Source organism: Streptomyces sp. 8N114 (assembly GCF_052245835.1).
GTDB lineage: Bacteria > Actinomycetota > Actinomycetes > Streptomycetales > Streptomycetaceae > Streptomyces.
In genome coordinates, this window is sequence record NZ_JBQQBT010000004.1 from 207,856 (window position 1) to 225,759 (window position 17,904).

17 protein-coding genes are annotated in these 17,904 nt (G+C 71.8%); 12 read left to right on the forward strand and 5 right to left on the reverse strand.

From position 1 onward, the window contains the following. Positions 1 to 14: 14 nt before the first annotated feature. Complete coding sequence (locus ACTWQF_RS11735; RefSeq protein ID WP_443279194.1) at positions 15 to 1,229, reverse strand: amino acid deaminase/aldolase; 1,215 nt, start codon at positions 1,227 to 1,229, stop codon at positions 15 to 17. Between the two features lie 326 nt (positions 1,230 to 1,555). On the opposite strand from ACTWQF_RS11735, the gene ACTWQF_RS11740 reads away from it, so the two are divergent. Continuing rightward, the gene (locus ACTWQF_RS11740; RefSeq protein WP_443279196.1) at positions 1,556 to 3,004 is read left to right on the forward strand and encodes a hypothetical protein; all 1,449 of its coding nucleotides are present in this window, start codon (positions 1,556 to 1,558) and stop codon (positions 3,002 to 3,004) included. Continuing rightward, the gene (gene mycP, locus ACTWQF_RS11745; protein ID WP_443279197.1) at positions 3,001 to 4,242 is read left to right on the forward strand and encodes a type VII secretion-associated serine protease mycosin; all 1,242 of its coding nucleotides are present in this window, start codon (positions 3,001 to 3,003) and stop codon (positions 4,240 to 4,242) included. Before ACTWQF_RS11740 ends, mycP begins: the two co-directional genes overlap by 4 nt. Here the strand turns inward: mycP and ACTWQF_RS11750 are convergent. Continuing rightward, positions 4,151 to 5,020: a serine hydrolase gene (locus ACTWQF_RS11750; RefSeq protein ID WP_443279199.1), complete on the reverse strand. Its 870-nt coding sequence runs from the start codon at positions 5,018 to 5,020 to the stop codon at positions 4,151 to 4,153. The two genes, mycP and ACTWQF_RS11750, sit on opposite strands and share 92 nt — an antisense overlap. A gap of 67 nt (positions 5,021 to 5,087) precedes the next feature. On the opposite strand from ACTWQF_RS11750, the gene ACTWQF_RS11755 reads away from it, so the two are divergent. Together ACTWQF_RS11755 and ACTWQF_RS11760 are read left to right on the forward strand one after the other, a co-directional pair. Continuing rightward, positions 5,088 to 5,834 (forward strand): SseB family protein, encoded by a 747-nt coding sequence (locus ACTWQF_RS11755; protein WP_443279201.1) that lies wholly within the window; start codon positions 5,088 to 5,090, stop codon positions 5,832 to 5,834. Positions 5,835 to 5,937: 103 nt separating this feature from the next. Then, positions 5,938 to 6,702: an MIP family channel protein gene (locus ACTWQF_RS11760; RefSeq protein WP_443279203.1), complete on the forward strand. Its 765-nt coding sequence runs from the start codon at positions 5,938 to 5,940 to the stop codon at positions 6,700 to 6,702. Between the two features lie 32 nt (positions 6,703 to 6,734). On the opposite strand, the gene ACTWQF_RS11765 is transcribed toward ACTWQF_RS11760, so the two are convergent. Next, positions 6,735 to 7,109, reverse strand: coding sequence for a DUF1844 domain-containing protein (locus ACTWQF_RS11765; protein ID WP_443248733.1), 375 nt, complete (start codon positions 7,107 to 7,109; stop codon positions 6,735 to 6,737). A gap of 374 nt (positions 7,110 to 7,483) precedes the next feature. Here ACTWQF_RS11765 and infC point away from each other — a divergent pair, with 374 nt between their 5' ends. From infC to ACTWQF_RS11805, 8 genes are all read left to right on the forward strand, one after another. Then, entirely contained in the window at positions 7,484 to 8,104 is a 621-nt protein-coding gene (infC, locus tag ACTWQF_RS11770; RefSeq protein WP_209211742.1) for a translation initiation factor IF-3, read from the forward strand. A gap of 101 nt (positions 8,105 to 8,205) precedes the next feature. Further along, positions 8,206 to 8,400 carry a 50S ribosomal protein L35 gene (gene rpmI, locus ACTWQF_RS11775; protein ID WP_433104406.1) on the forward strand — a complete coding sequence of 65 codons (195 nt, stop codon included), beginning with the start codon at positions 8,206 to 8,208 and terminating at the stop codon, positions 8,398 to 8,400. An 80-nt stretch (positions 8,401 to 8,480) separates the two neighbouring features. After that, positions 8,481 to 8,864: a 50S ribosomal protein L20 gene (gene rplT / locus ACTWQF_RS11780; RefSeq protein WP_209237807.1), complete on the forward strand. Its 384-nt coding sequence runs from the start codon at positions 8,481 to 8,483 to the stop codon at positions 8,862 to 8,864. Between the two features lie 174 nt (positions 8,865 to 9,038). Further along, entirely contained in the window at positions 9,039 to 9,842 is an 804-nt protein-coding gene (locus ACTWQF_RS11785; RefSeq protein WP_443279205.1) for a TrmH family RNA methyltransferase, read from the forward strand. Between the two features lie 72 nt (positions 9,843 to 9,914). Beyond that, complete coding sequence (locus tag ACTWQF_RS11790; protein ID WP_443279207.1) at positions 9,915 to 10,970, forward strand: ATP-binding protein; 1,056 nt, start codon at positions 9,915 to 9,917, stop codon at positions 10,968 to 10,970. 222 nt (positions 10,971 to 11,192) lie between these two features. Next, the gene (pheS, locus tag ACTWQF_RS11795) at positions 11,193 to 12,314 is read left to right on the forward strand and encodes a phenylalanine--tRNA ligase subunit alpha (protein ID WP_443279209.1); all 1,122 of its coding nucleotides are present in this window, start codon (positions 11,193 to 11,195) and stop codon (positions 12,312 to 12,314) included. Continuing rightward, a complete protein-coding gene (pheT, locus tag ACTWQF_RS11800) occupies positions 12,314 to 14,815 on the forward strand; it encodes a phenylalanine--tRNA ligase subunit beta (RefSeq protein ID WP_443279211.1) in 2,502 nt (833 codons plus the stop codon). The genes pheS and pheT overlap by 1 nt, the downstream gene beginning before the upstream one ends. Positions 14,816 to 14,935: 120 nt before the next feature. After that, positions 14,936 to 16,522: an MFS transporter gene (locus ACTWQF_RS11805; RefSeq protein ID WP_443279213.1), complete on the forward strand. Its 1,587-nt coding sequence runs from the start codon at positions 14,936 to 14,938 to the stop codon at positions 16,520 to 16,522. A 48-nt stretch (positions 16,523 to 16,570) separates the two neighbouring features. Here the strand turns inward: ACTWQF_RS11805 and ACTWQF_RS11810 are convergent, their stop codons facing one another. Beyond that, entirely contained in the window at positions 16,571 to 17,443 is an 873-nt protein-coding gene (locus tag ACTWQF_RS11810; RefSeq protein ID WP_443279214.1) for a 3-hydroxybutyryl-CoA dehydrogenase, read from the reverse strand. Between the two features lie 229 nt (positions 17,444 to 17,672). Next, entirely contained in the window at positions 17,673 to 17,879 is a 207-nt protein-coding gene (locus ACTWQF_RS11815; protein WP_443279216.1) for a DUF1918 domain-containing protein, read from the reverse strand. Positions 17,880 to 17,904: the final 25 nt, after the last annotated feature.

The window sequence follows — 17,904 nt, forward strand, 5'->3', positions numbered from 1 at the left end:
GACCCGGGGTGCGGTCACAGGAATGTCCTGCCCTCGCCCCGGTAGGTGGGCACGGACCCGGTCACGCGGTCGCCCTCCACCAGGTGCAGCATGTCGAACCGTTCGCACAGCTCGCCCGCCTTGGCGTGCCGGAACCACACCTTGTCCCCGATCAGCAGATCATCGGCGGGCGGGCCCAGCAGCGGGGTCTGCACCTCGCCGGGCCCTTCCAGGGGGTCGTAGCGCAGCCCGGCGGGCAGATACGGCCGGGGCAGCCGGTCGGGACCCGCGGCACCGGAGGCGGGATAGCCGCCGCCCAGCACCGTGACAACGCCCACCCCGGGCCGGCGCACCACCGGCATGGCGAACAGCGCGGCCGGGCGGCCGGTGAACGAGGTGAAGTTGTCGAACAGCAGCGGCGTATACAGCCCCGAGCCGGCCGCGATCTCCGTCACCGCCTCCTCGGCAGCCGTGTGCTGGACGCTTCCCGTACCGCCGCCGTTGACGAACTCCAGGTCCGGTGCCACCGCACGGACGGCGCGGACGGCGGCGGCGCGGCGCGCCGCCAGTTCGCGTTTGGCCGCCGCCTGCATCAGCCGTACGGCGCGCGAGCGCAGGGCCGCACCGGGGACGGCGTCCCCCACGCCCGCCACATGGCCCTCGTACGCCATCACACCCACCAGCTGGAATCCGGGGCGCCGCTGGACGGCACGCGCCAGCTCGGCCAGCTCGGTGGGGGAGTGCAGCGGGGAACGGCGGGCTCCGACACGGAACCGGCCGCCCAACAGCCGTAGCGAGGTGTCCAGTTCGAGGCAGACCCGGATCCGCTCGGCACCGCCGTCCCGCGCCGCGTCGATCAGGGCGAGCTGCGCCGGGTCGTCCACCATCACGGTCACCGCCGCGGCCAGCTTGGGGTCGGACGCCAGCTCGGCGTACCCCGCACGGTCGGCCGACGGGTATGCCAGCAGCACGTCCGTGATGCCCGATCCGGCCAGCCACAGGGACTCGGCGAGGGTGTAGCTCATCACCCCGCTGAAGCCGTCCTTGGCCAGCACGCGCTCCAACAGCGCCCGGCAGCGCACCGACTTGGTGGCCACCCGCACCGGCTTGCCCGCGGCTCGCCGTACGAGGTCGTCCGCGTTGGCGTCGAACGCCCCCAGGTCGACCAGCGCGAGCGGCGCGTCCAGCTGGGCGGTCGCCCGGTCGTACCGGGCGCGGACGGCGGCGAGATCGGCAGTCGTATCGAACACCCTCGCAGCTTGCCAGAGGCGCCCGCCGCCGCCCAGCCCCGGAACGCCGCGACCGGCGCCGATGGCCCGGCCGAAGTCCGCGCGGGACCTTGTTGGCCTTGCCTCGGCAGAGTGCCCGCCGTCGCCTCGGCGGAGTGGCTGGCGTCGCCTCGGCATGGTGGTCACCGCCTTCTCGGCCGGGTTGCCGTCCCTCCCGGTCTGCACCGTAGAGTGACGCCGCGCGCCGTGACGGACGGCCCGCGGCGAACAGTTCACTGTGGCCCCGACGAACATGCCTGCTCAGCCTGGCGTTCGTGCGGGGCGGAATCGCGCGAAGGGGGGCGCACATGGGCACTGACGCCGACCGCGCCGCTGTCCCCGAGCGCCCCGCCACCCCACCCCGTCCCGCTGTCCCGCCGCATCCGTCCAGCGCTCCCGACAAGGCCCCGGCCGCCTCCATCCCCGCACCACCACCAGCGCCGCCCCACCCCGCTGTCCCTCCGCGTCCGAGCGTCCCCCCACGTCCCGTCACCTCACTGTTCACCACCGGGCCCGGCGTCGCCGGCGGCACGGCCGGTACGGGCGAGAAGACGGGTCGCGAGCCGGAAGCGGAGCCGACCCCGGAAGACGAGTCCAGCCCACAGATGCCACATTCCAGGGAGAGGGAAGAGGAGGTGGCGGAGCGCTCCGAAGGCGCCTCCGTCCCCGCCCCCCGCGACCCCGCGCACACCTTCCGCCCCCCGGTGCCGGCCCTGCCGTCGCAGCCCGCACCTCCCACCGGTGAACCCCTCACGGCCTCCCGGCGCCCAGCACCGCCCCGCGCCGAGCCGGTCGCGCCCCCACCTCCGCCGTCCGTGGTCTCCACGCCGTCATCGGGCGTCGCCGTTCGCTTCCGCCTGGCCTCGGCGGCCGGCCCCCGCGGGCACGCCCCGCTGACCGCCCGTACGGTCGTCGTCGCCGTCTGCCTCGTTCTCGGCGTCGGTCTGCTGGGCGGCGCGGGTACGGGGGTGCTGCTGTCCGGGGACGCCGGTGAACGGCCCGCGGTGGCCGCGGGGTTCGACGGCGCCCGCGCGGCCTGGCACGAGATCCCCGTCGACGAGCTGTTCCCTCACACCCTCAAGGGCGAGGGTGCCGGACCCGGCGGCGCCGACCGGCGCTGGACGCGGGTCGCGGTGGCGCCCGACAGCGGCTGCAAACACGCCTTCGACCCGCTGCTGACCAAGGCGCTCGCCCCGGTGGGCTGTGCCCGGTTGGTGCGGGCCACCTACGCCGACGAGACCTCCAGCAGCGTCACCACGGTCGGGCTGATGTTCACCAAGGCCGACCCGGCCGCCATGCGCGACCTGCGGGAGCGGTTCGCGGCCCAGAACCTCCCGCAGCGCACCGATCTGATGCCCCGGCCGTACGCCGCGCGCGGCACGGTCGCCGCCGACTTCGGCGACGCACAGCGGGCGAGCTGGACGGTCCGGGTTCTGCGGGACGCGCCTGTCGTCGTCTACACCGTCTCGGGGTTCGCCGACGGCCGTGTCGTCACCGACCCCCAGTCGGCGAACGACGCCACCCGCAAGGGCGAGACCTCCGCCGCCGCACAGGCTGGGCTCGGTCACGATGCCCAGGGCATCGCCGACCTCATCGAGCGCCGGCTCCGGGAGGCCACGACCCAGCGGGAGCCCGGCTCCGGCGACGAGGCGAAGGACCGGGACAAGAAGGACCAGAGCAGGAAAGACCAGGACCAGGAAAAGAAGGACCAGAGCAAGAAGGACCAGGGCGGGGAAGGCGAGGGCAAGGTCGGATGAATCGTGTACTGCGCACCCCGGTCACCCTCCTGTGCGCCCTGCTCGCTCTCGCGCCCGTCACCGCCGGTACGGCACACGCGGAAGGATCCGGGCTCCAGCGCAAGGAGTGGGCCCTCAAAGCCCTGCATGCGAAGGAGGCGTGGAAGACCACCAAGGGCCGCGGTATCACCGTCGCCGTACTCGACACCGGCGTCGACGGCAGCCACCCCGACCTGCACAAGAACGTCCGCAGCGGCAAGGACATGGTCGGCATGGGGGCCAAGAAGGGCAACCGCGCGTGGGCCCGGCACGGTACTGCCATGGCCGGGATCATCGCCGGTCACGGCCACGGCAAGGGAGGCAGGGACGGGGTACTCGGTATCGCGCCGGAGGCCCGCATCCTGCCGGTCCGCGTCCTGCTGGAGGACACCGACCCGAAGCGCGCCAAGGCCCGCGGCGAACGGAACACCGCACTCGCCGACGGTATCCGCTGGGCCGCCGACCACGGCGCCGACGTCATCAACCTCTCGCTGGGCGACGACAGCAACGCCGCACACCCCGACGCCGGCGAGGACGCCGCGGTCCGGTACGCACTGCGCAAGGGCGCCGTCGTCGTCGCCTCGGCGGGCAACGGCGGTGAGGACGGCGACCACGTCTCCTATCCCGCCGCCTACCCGGGCGTGATCGCGGTGGCCGCCGTCGACCGCAACGGCGCACGGGCCGCGTTCTCCACCCGCCGCTGGTACGCCACCGTGGCGGCGCCCGGCAAGGACATCCTCATCGCCGACCCCGACCGCTCCTACTACCAGGGCTGGGGCACCAGCGCCGCCGCGGCCTTCACCTCGGGCGCCGTGGCGCTCGTCCGCGCAGCCCATCCGGATCTGAGCCCCGCGCAGATCAAGGAGCTGATCTCCGACACCGCGGGCCACACCCCGCAGGGCGGGCGCAGCGACGCGGTCGGCACCGGTGTCGTGGACCCGGCGGCGGCCATCGAGATGGGCTCCCACATCGAGCCGCGGGAACAGCAGCCGCCGGTCGGCAAGTACGGCAAGGAGTACTTCGGCTCGGCAGGGCCCGGCGCCGAGGGCGGACCCGGCTGGTTCGCGATCCTGGCCGCCCTGCTGGGGGCGCTGCTGATCGGCGCGGCCCTCGCCGTGCACCGGGGGTTCACCCCGCGGATCCCGCCCCGGCTGCGGACCCGCACCGGTGTGCCGGGCTCCGGCTCAGGCGGGGGGCCAGGGCTGCCCGGCGGTCCATGAGGGTGCGAACCGCGGCGCGGGCCGCGCCATCCACCGCCGCGATGCCCTCCTCGGCTGTGGCGTGCCCGTCCGAGAGCACCGCCAGCAGCCAGGGGTGGCCCGCGGCGGTGACCCGGCCCACGCTGTTGATCACCCACAGCCCGGTCGCCGTACGTGGCAGCCACCCGTTCTTCACCTCGCCGGGCGCCACCTCGGGCGCTTCCGCGTGCTCGTCCCCGGCCGCCGTCACGCCCCAGCGCTGCGAGGCGACGACGCCGCGCATCAGCTCCCGCACCCACTGCCGTACCGACGGCGCGAGTACGTCACGCCGGGGCCCGCTCCCGTGCACGGCGCACAGCAGCGCGAGCTGGTCGGCGGCCGTTGTCGTGCTCAGCCCCCAGCGCCCGTCCTCGGCCGGCCGCGTCCGGGTCAGCCCCAGCAGGCGACCGGCCGCCGCGATGCCCTCCGCGCCCCCGGCCGCCCGCCACAGCGCGTTCGCCGCCTCGTTGTCGCTGCGCTCGATCATCGCCGCGGCCCACGCCCTCTCCTGAGCGGTCACCTCCCGCGCCGGGCCGCCCCACTCGCCCCGTACGCGCAGCAGCAGCGCCACGAGAATGTGCACCTTCATCACGCTCGCCGCCACGAACGGCTCGTTGGCCCGGACCCCCACCGCCACAGGCCCGCCCCCGTCCAGCGACTGCGCGGCCACAGCCAGCCGCGCCGACGGCCCCAGCCCCGCCGGGGACAGCAGCTCGTCCGGCACCTCGTCGCCGCTCTCCGCATTGCTTCGCGCGTCCACCCGACGACGCTATCGGTGCCCGCCCTCCCGCGCCGAAGCGGTGGCGGCCACCCGATACGCTCGGTGCGTGGCGCTCAAGAACATTCCCCGGTCGGCCTTCTCCAGCGACGACGGCACCGCCGACACCGAGCTCGCCGGCGCGCTCGCCGCCTGGCAGGCCGATCGCCGGGCGCCCGGGGCCGAGACTCGCGTCCTGGCGGCGCTGCACGGAGCCCGACTGCTCGTGCCCGTCGTCGCCGTCCTCACCGAGGCCGAGACCGGCGAGGACGGGCTGCGCCGCGACAAGACGAGCGAGATGGCGGTCCCCACCCTCAACGCACCCGGTGGCCGCCGCGCGCTGCCCGCCTTCACCTCCACCGAGGCGCTGACCCGCTGGCGCCCCGATGCCCGCCCCGTCGCCGTACCGCTGCACCAGGCGCTCCAGGCGGTGGCACACGAGCAGGCGGACACGCTGCTCCTCGACCTGGCGGGACCGGTGCCCTACGAACTGACCGGACCGGCGCTCCACGCGCTCGCCGAGGGGCGCGTCCACACCTCCGCGCTGGCGGACCCCGCCGTGGCCGACGCGCTGCGGGCCGTGCTCGCGGCCGAACCAGCGGTCGCCGGCGCCCATCTCACGCCCGGCAACGGCTCGGGGGACGGCACACTCGCCCTCGCGCTCGCGCCGGACGCCGAGGTCCAGGCGGTCGCCCAGCGGGTGGCCGGAGCGCTGGCCGCCGACGAGACACTGCGCGCACGGCTGGTCCGCGGCCTCGACCTGGCGCTCCTCCCCCCGGGCAGCCCGCTGCCCCAGGCGGCCTTCTACCGGGCCTGACCGCGCCCGAGGTGCGAGCCGCCAGGGCGCGGCGGACACTCGGGGAGAGTGCCGGGCCACTCCGGTCCCCGGCTGCCGCCTACGACCCCCACGGGAGGTCGATATGCAGGTCAAGACGCTCCAGGCGAGCCCCGAGCAGCTCAGAGATCTGGAAGACAAGCCACAGCCGATCGCTGCGGAGTTCCTGGGCACCCTGCTACTGGTGTTCTTCGGTGTCGGCGCTGCCGTGCTGGCGGCCGAGTACGTCGGCTCGCTGGGTATCGCGCTCACGTTCGGCTTCGTGCTGCTCGCCCTCGCGTACGCCATCGGCCCGATATCCGGCTCCCATGTGAACCCGGCGGTGACGCTCGGGATGTTCCTGGCCGGGCGGCTCGATCTGGAGCTGGCGATCAAGTACTGGATCGCACAACTCGTCGGCGGTATCGCGGGCGCCGCGCTGCTGTTCCTCGTCGCCAAGCAGGTTCCGGGTCTGGAGACGAGCGGGAGCTTCGGCAGCAACGGCTTCGGCGACCGCTCGGCGGTGCACATCAACACCGGCGGAGCCTTCGTCGCCGAGCTGATCCTGACCTTCCTGCTCGTCTACACGGTGCTCGCGGTCACGCACAAGGTGGCGGTCGTCGGCTTCGACGGGCTGCCCATCGGCATCGCGCTGGCCGTCGTCCACCTGGTCGGCATCCCGCTGACCGGCACCTCGGTCAACCCGGCCCGGAGCCTCGGTCCCGCCGTCTTCGCCGGTGGCGCCGCACTCACCCAGCTGTGGCTGTTCATCGTGGCCCCGCTGGTGGGCGCGGCCGTCGCGGCGTACGTGCATGTGCTCACGCACCCGCAGCCGAACCGGCGGCCGCGGCGCGAGATGAGGGTCAGCTGAACGCCCGCGTGCCGCTCACTCGCAGTGGCCGCTCAGCCGTGCACCGGCCCTGTGAACTTCTCGCCGGGCCCCTGGCCGGGCTCGTCGGGGACGGTGGATGCCTCACGGAAGGCGAGCTGGAGCGACTTGAGGCCGTCACGCAGCGGCGCCGCATGGTAGGAGCCGATCTCGGTGGCGCTCGCGGTCACCAGGCCGGCCAGCGCCTGGATCAGCTTCCGTGCCTCGTCCAGGTCCTTGTGCTGCTCGCCCTCCTCGGCCAGGCCGAGGTTGACGGCGGCGGAGCTCATCAGGTGCACCGCCACGGTGGTGATCACCTCGACCGCCGGGACCTCCGCGATGTCGCGGGTCAGGCTGTCGAAGTCGGGGGTCTGACCGGAGGGCTGCCCGGCGGCTGCGGCGTCGCTCATGCGGATCACCCTAAGCCCCGCCGCTTCCGTACTGTCGTACGGGCCGAGCTGCCGCAGCGGCGGGCACCGCGCGGCGCACCTGGCGCCCTGCTGCTATGCTGGGATATCGACCGGCTGAAGACCGCCCCTGCGGGGACGGCCTCCAGCCCGCAAGTGGAGGCTCCGATCTCCCACCTGGTGGCCCTGCGGGCCGCGGGTCAACGGTCAGGCTGCGCCCCGCGGAGTTCCGCGGCGGTGCTCCCGGTCTGTGAGGAGCCCCGCCTGTGACCCGTCCGGGGCGTTTTTTGCGCCCGCGAACGGTGGTCACCCACTGATTACTTAACTCATGCGCGGTCGTTCGCCAGACGCTCGCGCGGTGTACCCGAGGAGGCCCCATCAGCGCCGAGCCCCGCATCAACGACCGCATTCGCGTCCCCGAGGTGCGACTCGTCGGTCCCAGCGGCGAGCAGGTCGGCATCGTGCCGCTTGCCAAGGCCCTGGAGCTCGCCCAGGAGTACGACCTCGACCTGGTCGAGGTCGCGGCGAACGCACGTCCGCCGGTGTGCAAGCTCATGGACTACGGCAAGTTCAAGTACGAGTCGGCCATGAAGGCCCGTGAAGCGCGCAAGAACCAGGCGCACACGGTCATCAAGGAGATGAAGCTCCGGCCGAAGATCGATCCGCACGACTACGACACCAAGAAGGGTCACGTCGTCCGGTTCCTCAAGCAGGGTGACAAGGTCAAGATCACGATCATGTTCCGCGGTCGTGAGCAGTCCCGCCCCGAGCTGGGTTTCCGACTGCTGCAGCGGCTGGCGGACGACGTGTCGGACCTGGGCTTCGTGGAGTCCAACCCGAAGCAGGACGGCCGCAACATGATCATGGTTCTCGGTCCGCACAAGAAGAAGACCGAGGCGATGGCCGAGGCCCGTGAGGCGCAGGCCGCCCGCAAGGCGGAGCGCCAGCAGGGGTCCGCTCCCGCTGAGGAGTCCGCCGAGGAGCCTGCCGAGGCGTGAGCCCTCCCGGGGCACCCGCCCTGGAACCCATACGAACAACTGGCGCTTCCGCCTGCCCTTACGACAGCGGGAGCGTCACTGACGAGGAGTGAAACGGCGACATGCCGAAGAACAAGACGCACAGTGGTGCCCGCAAGCGCTTCAAGGTCACCGGCACGGGCAAGGTGATGCGCCAGCGCGCCGGTCGCCGCCACCTTCTCGAGCACAAGCCGTCCACGCTGACGCGCCGCCTTGCCGGTAAGACCGAAGCGGCCCCGGCCGACGCCAAGAAGATCAAGAAGCTTCTCGGCAAGTAAGTCCCCGTACGACCGGGACCCCATCGACCTGGGCCGGAGAGTGAGGTCCCCTCCCGGCCCCGCCAACAAGGAGTAATCACGTGGCACGCGTCAAGCGGGCAGTAAACGCTCAGAAGAAGCGCCGGGCGATCCTGGAGCAGGCCAGCGGCTACCGCGGCCAGCGTTCCCGCCTGTACCGCAAGGCGAAGGAGCAGGTCACCCACTCCTACGTCTACAACTACAACGACCGCAAGAAGCGCAAGGGCGACTTCCGGCAGCTGTGGATCCAGCGGATCAACGCCGCGGCCCGCGCCAACGGCATCACCTACAACCGCTTCATCCAGGGTCTGAAGGCCGCCTCCATCGAGGTCGACCGCAAGATGCTGGCCGACCTGGCGGTCAACGACGCCGCCGCTTTCGCTTCGCTTGTCGAGGTTGCGCAGAAGGCGCTGCCGAGCGACGTCAACGCACCGAAGGCTGCCTGAGCGCGGCGGCTTCGCCGTTGATCGAGCGTTGTGGCTGACGCCGTCGGCCCTTCCTCCCCCGAGCTCCTCGAGCAGGGGGTACCCCTCGCCGTCGTGGTTTCTCCCCCGTGCTTCGCACGGGGGTGCCCCCACGGCGGCGAGATTCGTTTACCCGAAAGCGAGAAACTTCCGCCCATGCAGCCCGAGTTGACCTCTGTGCGGTCTCCCCGCGTCACTGCTGCGCGCAAGCTGGGCAAGCGGAGTTTCCGGGGTAAGGAGCGGCGGTTTCTCGCCGAGGGGCCGCAGGCCGTGCGGGAGGCGGTGGAGCACCTCGTCGAGGTGTATGTGACACCTGAGGCCGCCGAACGGCACGCGGACCTGCTCGATACGGCCCGCGCGGCGCGCGTCCCCGTGCTCACAGCCTCCGCCGAGGTGATCGCGGAGATGTCCGACACCGTGACGCCACAGGGCATCGTGGGGCTGTGCCGTTTCCTGGACCGGCCCCTCGCGGAGATCCTGACGGCACGGCCCCGGCTGGTCGCCGTCCTGGCGCACGTACGCGACCCCGGCAACGCGGGCACTGTGCTGCGGTGCGCCGACGCCGCCGGGGCCGACGCGGTGGTGCTGACCGACGCCTCCGTGGACATCTACAACCCCAAGGCGGTACGCGCCTCGGCCGGTTCGCTCTTCCATCTGCCGGTCGTCGTGGACGTGCCCGTCGAGGAGGTGGCCCGAGGGCTGGCCGGGACCGGGGTGCGGGTGCTGGCAGCCGACGGGGCGGGGGACCGGGACCTGGACGAGGAACTGGACGCCGGAGCGATGGCCGGGCCCACTGCGTGGGTGTTCGGCAACGAGGCGTGGGGGCTGCCCGAGGAGACCCGGGCCCTTGCGGACTCCGTCGTACGGGTGCCCATCCACGGCCGCGCGGAGAGCCTCAACCTGGCGACTGCCGCAGCTGTCTGCCTCTACGCCTCGGCCCGCGCACAGCGGTCCCGCTGAGGGTGCCGCGCGGTCACGCAGAGCTAGTAGGGTGCCGGGGACCGAGGGCGGCCGGAGGAGGGGCGGAACGGGATGGACGTGCAGCCCGACGACCTGCCCGACGGGCTTGTGATCGCCGACGGCGCCGGGCGCGTCGTCTGCTTCAACGCCGCAGCTGTCCGGATCACCGGGCGGGCGCGGGAGGAGGCGCTGGGCAGTCCTCTCCACGCCGCGCTCCCGCTGGAGGACCTGGACGGGCGCCGCTGGTGGCAGCTCACCGACCCGTACCACGGGCCGGCCATCCGCAACGGGCAGCCCGAGCGGAACCTGCTGCTGCCCGGCGGCCACGAGGTGCTGGTCGCGGCGCGCTATGTACGGGCACGCCCGCGGGGGCCCGTCGAGCGCGTCGTCGTCACACTGCGCGGCACCGAGGCCAGGCGGCGCACCGAGCGCAGCCACGCCGAGCTGATCGCCACCGTCGCCCACGAACTCCGCTCGCCGCTCACCTCCGTCAAGGGGTTCACCGCCACCCTGCTGGCAAAGTGGGAGCGCTTCACCGACGACCAGAAGCGGCTGATGCTGGAGACCGTCAACGCCGACGCCAACCGCGTCACCCGGCTGATCGCGGAACTGCTGGACATCTCCCGTATCGACTCCGGACGGTTGGAGGTGCGGCGTCAGCGGCTGGACATGGCGGCGGCGGTGCGGCGCCATGTGGAGGCCCATGTCGCGGCAGGCCGCCCCGCGTCCCGGTTCAAGACCGAGATCGCCGACGAGCTGCCCGACCTGTGGGCCGACCCGGACAAGATCGACCAGGTGCTCGCCAACCTGCTGGAAAACGCGGTGCGGCACGGCGAGGGAACTGTCACCATCGAGGTCCAGCCCACCTCGTCCCCCCGCGTGCCGGGTGGTACGGCGACGGCCGTGGCGGTCAGCGACGAGGGGCCAGGTATCCCGGAGGAGTCCATGAGCCGCGTATTCACCCGCTTCTGGCGTGGCAGCAGGCGCGGCGGCACGGGCCTGGGGCTCTACATCGTCAAGGGCATCGTGGAGGCGCACGGCGGGGTCATCACCGTCGAGCGGGCGCCCGCGGGCGGTGCCCGGTTCCGATTTATCCTGCCTGTGGGCGCCCCGGCCTTTATGGCCTGACCGGTCTTCGGGCGGCTCCCGGCCTGAGGCCGGGGGAACGCGGCGCTCACGGGCCGACCCCCGCAGCCAGCACCGGAGGCCGGGCCCCTGGCCTCCGCGTATCCGCCAACAGGCGGCCCCCTTTAGACTCGGGATTCGGCACGCAGTCAGCAGTCATGGGCGGGGCGCAGCCTGGGGGTACCTCCAGCGATAGCTGGGGGACAATCGGAAACACGGGAAGAGATGTCGGCACCCAACAAGTCGTACGACCCTGTCGAGGTCGAGGCACTGAAACCGGAAGCGATCGACCGGGCCAGGGACGAGGCGCTCGCCGCCGTCGCCGCCGCCGGGGATCTGGAGGCGCTGCGCGAGGTCAAGGCAGCACACGCGGGTGACCGCTCCCCGCTGGCGCTGGCCAACCGCGAGATCGGCGCGCTGCCCCCGCACGCCAAGGCGGAGGCGGGCAAGCGCGTCGGACAGGCCAGGGGGGCCGTCAACAAGGCCCTCAAGGCCCGCCAGGAGGAGCTGGAGCGCGAGCGCGACGAGCGGGTGCTGGTCGAGGAGGCGGTGGATGTCACGCTGCCCTACGACCGCCGCCCGGCAGGCGCCCGGCACCCGCTGACCACGCTGTCGGAGCGTATCGAGGACGTCTTCGTGGCGATGGGCTACGAGGTTGCCGAGGGCCCCGAAGTCGAGGCCGAGTGGTTCAACTTCGACGCGCTCAACCTGGGCCCCGACCACCCGGCCCGCACCATGCAGGACACCTTCTTCGTACGGGGCCCGGACGGTGGCGAGGACTCCGGCGTCGTGTTGCGGACCCACACCTCACCGGTGCAGATCCGCTCGCTGCTGGAGCGCGAGCTGCCCGTGTACGTCATCTGCCCCGGCCGGGTCTACCGCACCGACGAGCTGGACGCCACGCACACCCCCGTCTTCGGCCAGGTCGAGCTGCTGGCCATCGACGAGGGGCTGACCATGGCCGACCTGAAGGGCACCCTCGACCACATGGTCTCGGCGCTGTTCGGCGAGGGCCTGGGCACCCGGCTGCGCCCGTCCTACTTCCCCTTCACCGAGCCGTCCGCCGAGATGGACATGGTCTGCTTCGTGTGCCGGGGCAAGTCCGTCGGTGACGTGGACAACCCCTGCCGTACGTGCAGCAGCGAGGGCTGGATCGAGCTCGGCGGCTGCGGCATGGTCAATCCGCGGGTGCTGACCGCCTGCGGCGTCGACCCGGAGAAGTACAGCGGGTTCGCCTTCGGGTTCGGCATCGAGCGGATGCTGATGTTCCGCCACAACGTCGAAGACATGCGAGACATGGTCGAGGGTGATGTGCGCTTCACCCGGCCGTTCGGGATGGAGATCTGATGCGGGCGCCGCTTTCGTGGCTCCGGGAGTACGTCGACCTGCCGGCCTCGGAGACTGGCCGGGATGTCGCGGCCAGGCTGATCGCTGCCGGTCTCGAGGTCGAGACGGTCGAGCAGACCGGTGCCGGGCTCAAGGGTCCGCTGGTGGTCGGCCAGGTCCTCGCCATCGAGGAGCTGAAGGACTTCAAGAAGCCCATCCGCTACTGCCAGGTGGATGTCGGCCGGGGCGCCGACGACCCGCAGAACATCGTCTGCGGTGCCACCAACTTCGCCGTCGGCGACAAGGTCGTCGTCGTGCTGCCGGGTGCCGTGCTGCCCGGCGGCTTCGAGATCAGCGCCCGTAAGACCTACGGGCACGTCTCGGAGGGCATGATCTGCTCCGAGCGCGAACTGGGCATGGGCGAGGACCACGACGGGATCATGGTGCTGCCGCCCGAGCACGAGGTCGGCACCGACGCGATCGAGCTGCTGGAGCTGGTCGACGAGGTGCTCGACATCGCGGTGACGCCCGACCGCGGCTACTGCCTGTCGATGCGGGGCCTCGCCCGCGAGGCGGCAACCGCCTACGGGATGCCGCTGCGCGACCCGGCGCTGCTGGACGTGCCCGCGCCCAACGCGCACGGCTACCCGGTGAAGGTCGCCGACCGGCTCGGCTGTGACCGGTTCACCGCTCGTACCGTCACCGGGCTGCGGCCCGAGGCACAGTCCCCGATCTGGCTCAAGCGCAGGCTGCAGAAGGCCGGGATGCGTCCCGTCTCGCTGCCCGTCGACATCACCAACTACGTGATGCTGGAGCTGGGCCAGCCGCTGCACGCCTACGACAGGTCCCGTATCGAGGGGGCCATCGGGGTGCGCCGTGCCGAGGACGGCGAGAAGCTGATCACGCTCGACGGGACCAAGCGCGTCCTGGCCCCCGATGACCTGGTCATCACCGACGATCGCGGGCCGATCGGCCTGGCCGGGGTGATGGGCGGCGCCAACACCGAGATCGCCGACGGCGGGACCGCCCCGGGCACCACCGATGTGGTGATCGAGGCCGCGCACTTCGACTCGGTCTCCGTCGCCCGCACCGCGCGCCGCCACAAGCTCTCCTCCGAGGCGTCGCGCCGCTTCGAGCGGGGTGTCGACCCTGCGGCGGCGGCAGCGGCAGCGCAGCGCACCGTCGATCTGCTGGTGCTGCTCGCCGGCGGCACAGCCGAGCCGGGCGTCACCGAGATCACCACGCCTTCCGGACCGCATACGGTACTGATCGACGCCGACCACCCCGACAAGGTCGCCGGCGTCGGCTACGGCCGGGAGACGGTCGTCCGCCGCCTCCAGCAGGTCGGCTGCGATGTCTACGGCCAGGATGAGCTGACCGTCACCGTGCCGTCCTGGCGGCCCGACCTGACCGACCCGAACGATCTGGCCGAGGAGGTCATCCGGCTGGAGGGCTACGAGAACCTGCCCTCCACCCTGCCGAGGCCGCTGCCGGGGCGTGGGCTGACCGAGCGGCAGCGGTTGCACCGCCGCGTCGGGCGCGCGCTGGCGGGCGCCGGCTATGTCGAGGCCCTGTCGTACCCGTTCGTCGGCGACGCCGTGTTCGACGCGCTGGGCCTGGACGCGGGCGACCCGCGCCGCCGCACCGTTCAGCTCGTCAACCCGCTCTCGGACGAGGAGCCGGGGCTGCGCACCACCCTGCTGCCCGGTCTGCTGGCCACGCTGCGCCGCAACGACGGGCGCGGCAGCCACGACCTGGCGCTGTTCGAGACCGGCCAGGTCTTCCTCCCCACCGGTAGCGAGACCACCCCCGAGCGGCTGCCCGTCACCCAGCGGCCCTCCGAGGAGCAGCTGTCCTCGCTGGACGCGGCGCTGCCCGAGCAGCCCCGGCACCTGGCGGTCGTTCTGGCGGGCGCCCGCGAGCGTGCCGGCTGGTGGGGCAAGGGCCGCCCCGCCGACTGGGCCGACGCCGTCGAGGCCGCCCGCACCGTGGCCGCCGAGACGGGCGTGGAACTGACCCTGGAGAGCGCGAGCTTCGCGCCCTGGCACCCGGGGCGATGCGCAGCGCTCCACGTCCAGCTGGACGGCGAGAAGGTGCTGGCCGGGCACGCCGGCGAGCTGCACCCGCGGGCCGTGAAGGCGCTGGGGCTGCCGGAGCGCACCTGCGCCATGGAGCTCGATCTCGACCTTGTCGAGCGTGCTGCCGCCGGACCGGTGCGGGGCCCGCACGTGTCCGCCTTCCCGGTGGCCACCCAGGACGTGGCTCTCGTGGTGGACGCGTCGGTGCCGGCCGCAGAGGTGGAGAGCGCACTGCGCGCGGGCGCCGGTGAGCTGCTGGAGTCGCTGCGGCTGTTCGACGTCTTCACCGGCGAGCAGCTTGGCGCGGGCCGCAAGTCGCTGGCCTACGCGCTGCGGTTCCGCGCTCCGGACCGGACGCTGAAGGCCGAGGAGGCGTCCGCAGTACGCGATGCGGCGGTCGCCGAGGCGGTCGAGCGGACAGGTGCGGTGTTGCGGGGCGCCTGAGCGAAGCTCGCCCCGGCGTTCGAGGGGACATCCGGCACTGGCGGATGTCCCCTCATCTTTTCGGGTGAGAAGCCCTGACGATCTTCTGACAGACGTGCGGCGGCGGTTACGGGTGACGGCGTGGCAGCAGCGAACTCATCCTCCAGTCCGGCGGACGCACCGCTCCGAAGCCTGATTCCTGCACGTATCGACCGGATGCCCTGGTCCGGCTTCCACACGAAGATGATCGCGGCGCTGGGCTGTGCGTGGATCCTGGACGGCCTGGAGATCACGGTCGCCAGCTCCGTCACCTCGGTCCTCACCCGCTCGGACACGCTGAGCCTGTCCTCCAGCGAGGCGGGACTGATCGCGACTGTCTACCTGGTCGGTCAGGTGACGGGTGCGCTCTTCTTCGGGCGCATGGCCGACCGCTTCGGGCGCCGCAGACTCTTCCTGCTCACCTTCGGTGTCTATCTGTTCGGCAGCGGGCTGACTGCGCTCACCTATGGGCAGGGGTTCGGCTGGGACGCCTATCTGTACCTGACCCGCTTCATCGCGGGAACCGGTATCGGCGGTGAGTACGCGGCGATCAACTCGGCGATCCAGGAGATGATGCCCGCCCGTTTCCGGGGCCGGGTCGACCTGCTGGTCAACGGCACCTACTGGGCAGGGGCCATGGTCGGCACCATCGCCGAGCTGATGATCCTCAGCACCTTCGACGACTCGGTCGCCTGGCGGATCGGCTTCCTGCTCGGCCCGGTGCTGGGCTTCTCGGTGCTGTTCGTCCGCCGTCATCTGCCGGAGAGCCCCCGCTGGCTGATCATGAACGGGAAGGAGGCCGAGGCCGAGGCGGCCATCGCCCGGATCGAGTCCGCCGTACGCAGGCACGGCAAGAAGCTGCCGCCGGTCGACGAGAAGGACGCCATCGAGATCAGCGAATCGGCACACAGCACCTACGTCACGCTGCTGCGGGTCCTCTTCAAGGAGTACCCCAAGCGGGCGGTGCTCGCCTCGACGCTGATGATCACGCAGTCGTTCCTGTACAACGCCATCTTCTTCACCTACACCCTGGTGCTGACGAAGTTCTACGGCGTCTCCGACAAGGATGCGCCGATGTATCTGCTGGCGTTCGCCGCGGGGAACCTGCTCGGCCCGATCGTCCTGGGGCCGCTCTTCGACATCGTGGGCCGCCGCTGGCTGATCGCGGGGACCTATTTGTTCTCCGGGTGCGCGCTGGCGGTCACCGCGACGCTGTTCGTCGCCGATGTGCTGACCGCGAACACCCAGACCTTCGCCTGGTGCGTCATCTTCTTCTTCGCCTCGGCCGGCGCCTCCTCCGGCTATCTGACCGCGGGCGAGATCTTTCCGCTGGAGGTACGGGGCAAGGCCATCGCGCTCTTCTTCGCCATCGGCCAGGCCGCCGGAGCCACCGGGCCGTACTTCTACGGCTGGCTCATCGGCGACGGGACCGAGCGCGGCAGGCTCTACGTGGGCTTCCTGATGGGCGCCGTCATCATGGTCGTCGGCGGGCTGGCCGAGACGTTCCTCGGGGTGGATGCCGAGCGCAAGTCGCTGGAGGCGGTGGCCAAGCCGCTCTCGGTGGTGCGGACCTCGGTGGGCGTGGCGCGGCGTAAGACGGTCAAGAAGCTCAAGAAGCCGGGGGACAAGCCCGGCGACAAGCCGGACCAGCCCGGTGACGAGCCACGCGCCGACACCCCCGCGGTCTGAGGGCGGGGGTGCCCGGGGAGGGGGATCTCCGGGTGGCGGGGCGGCGGCTCAGGAGTAGGCGTAGAAGCCCGCGCCCGCCTTCCGGCCCAGGCGGCCCGCGTCGACCATGCGCTGGAGGAGCGGGGGAGCGGCGTACAGCGGCTCCTTGAACTCCGCGTACATCGAATCGGCGACCGAGGCGACGGTGTCGAGGCCGATGAGGTCGGTGAGCTTGAGCGGGCCCATGGGGTGGGCGCAGCCCAGCTCCATTCCGTTGTCGATGTCCTCCCGGCTGGCGATGCCCGACTCGAACATCCGGATGGCGGAGAGCAGATACGGAATCAGCAGCGCGTTGACGACGAAACCGGAGCGGTCCTGGGCGCGAATGGTGTGCTTGCCCAGCACCTGGCCCACCACGGCCTCGGCCCTCTTGACGGTCTCCTCGCCGGTGGTCAGCGCCGGGATGAGCTCGACGAGCTGCTGCACCGGTGCCGGATTGAAGAAGTGGATGCCGATGACCTGGTCGGGGCGCGAGGTCGCGACGGCGAGCTTCACCAGCGGGATCGAGGAGGTGTTCGAGGCCAGGATGGCGTCGGCGCGGGTCACCACCTGGTCCAACACCTGGAAGATCTCCGTCTTGACCTGCTCGTTCTCGATCACGGCCTCGATGACCAGGTCGCGGTCGGCGAAGTCGCCCAGGTCGGTGGTGAAGGACAGTCGCTCCAGCGCCTCGTCGCACTCCTGCCGGCTGATCTTGCCGCGGTCCGCGGCCTTGCCGAGCGAGTTGACCAGCCGGGTGCGGCCGAGCTCCAGGGCCTCGCCGGTGGTCTCAGCGACCATCACCTCCAGGCCGGACCGCGCGCACACCTCCGCGATACCCGCACCCATCTGGCCACAGCCCACCACTCCGACGCGTTCTACGCCGGCTACAGACTCCGTCACCTCGTGCCTTTCGCCAAACTTCACGATCCGCAGCGGACCTGCCCCGGTGTATGAGGGCGCAGGGACCGCCGCCTTGCCGCCCGACGTTACCTGTGTGCGAACAGTGGATGGCGGGTGGGGGCGAAAGGTCACCTACGTGTGGAATGCGCAGCGTGTGGGAGGAATGCATGGCCTGCTCGGTCCGGCACAGGAGAAGAGCGCCGACACCGGGCGCTCTTCTCCTCGGGGCTCAGCTCTTCTCTTCGTGCTTTTCCCGGCGGCCCTGCACGACGGAGTCGGGGCCGGGGGAGACCACGGCCTCATGGCCGTCGTCGAAACGCACCCGGTACGGAGGCTCACCCTTGGTGCCCAGGACCTCGACGATCTCCGCCGTACGGTCGTGCTGCCCCACGGTCCTTCCGTGCACTAGCAGTTGGTCGCCTGTGTTCGCTCGCATGACACATGCCCTCCAGTTCCCGGTG

Coding starts and splice junctions, on each gene's coding strand:
- ACTWQF_RS11740 (WP_443279196.1), top strand. CDS start 1,556: ATGGGCACTGACGCCGACCGCGCCGCTGTCCCCGAGCGCCCCGCCACC.
- mycP (WP_443279197.1), top strand. CDS start 3,001: ATGAATCGTGTACTGCGCACCCCGGTCACCCTCCTGTGCGCCCTGCTC.
- ACTWQF_RS11760 (WP_443279203.1), top strand. CDS start 5,938: ATGCAGGTCAAGACGCTCCAGGCGAGCCCCGAGCAGCTCAGAGATCTG.
- ACTWQF_RS11765 (WP_443248733.1), bottom strand. CDS start 7,109: ATGAGCGACGCCGCAGCCGCCGGGCAGCCCTCCGGTCAGACCCCCGAC.
- rpmI (WP_433104406.1), top strand. CDS start 8,206: ATGCCGAAGAACAAGACGCACAGTGGTGCCCGCAAGCGCTTCAAGGTC.
- ACTWQF_RS11785 (WP_443279205.1), top strand. CDS start 9,039: ATGCAGCCCGAGTTGACCTCTGTGCGGTCTCCCCGCGTCACTGCTGCG.
- ACTWQF_RS11790 (WP_443279207.1), top strand. CDS start 9,915: ATGGACGTGCAGCCCGACGACCTGCCCGACGGGCTTGTGATCGCCGAC.
- pheS (WP_443279209.1), top strand. CDS start 11,193: ATGTCGGCACCCAACAAGTCGTACGACCCTGTCGAGGTCGAGGCACTG.
- pheT (WP_443279211.1), top strand. CDS start 12,314: ATGCGGGCGCCGCTTTCGTGGCTCCGGGAGTACGTCGACCTGCCGGCC.
- ACTWQF_RS11815 (WP_443279216.1), bottom strand. CDS start 17,879: ATGCGAGCGAACACAGGCGACCAACTGCTAGTGCACGGAAGGACCGTG.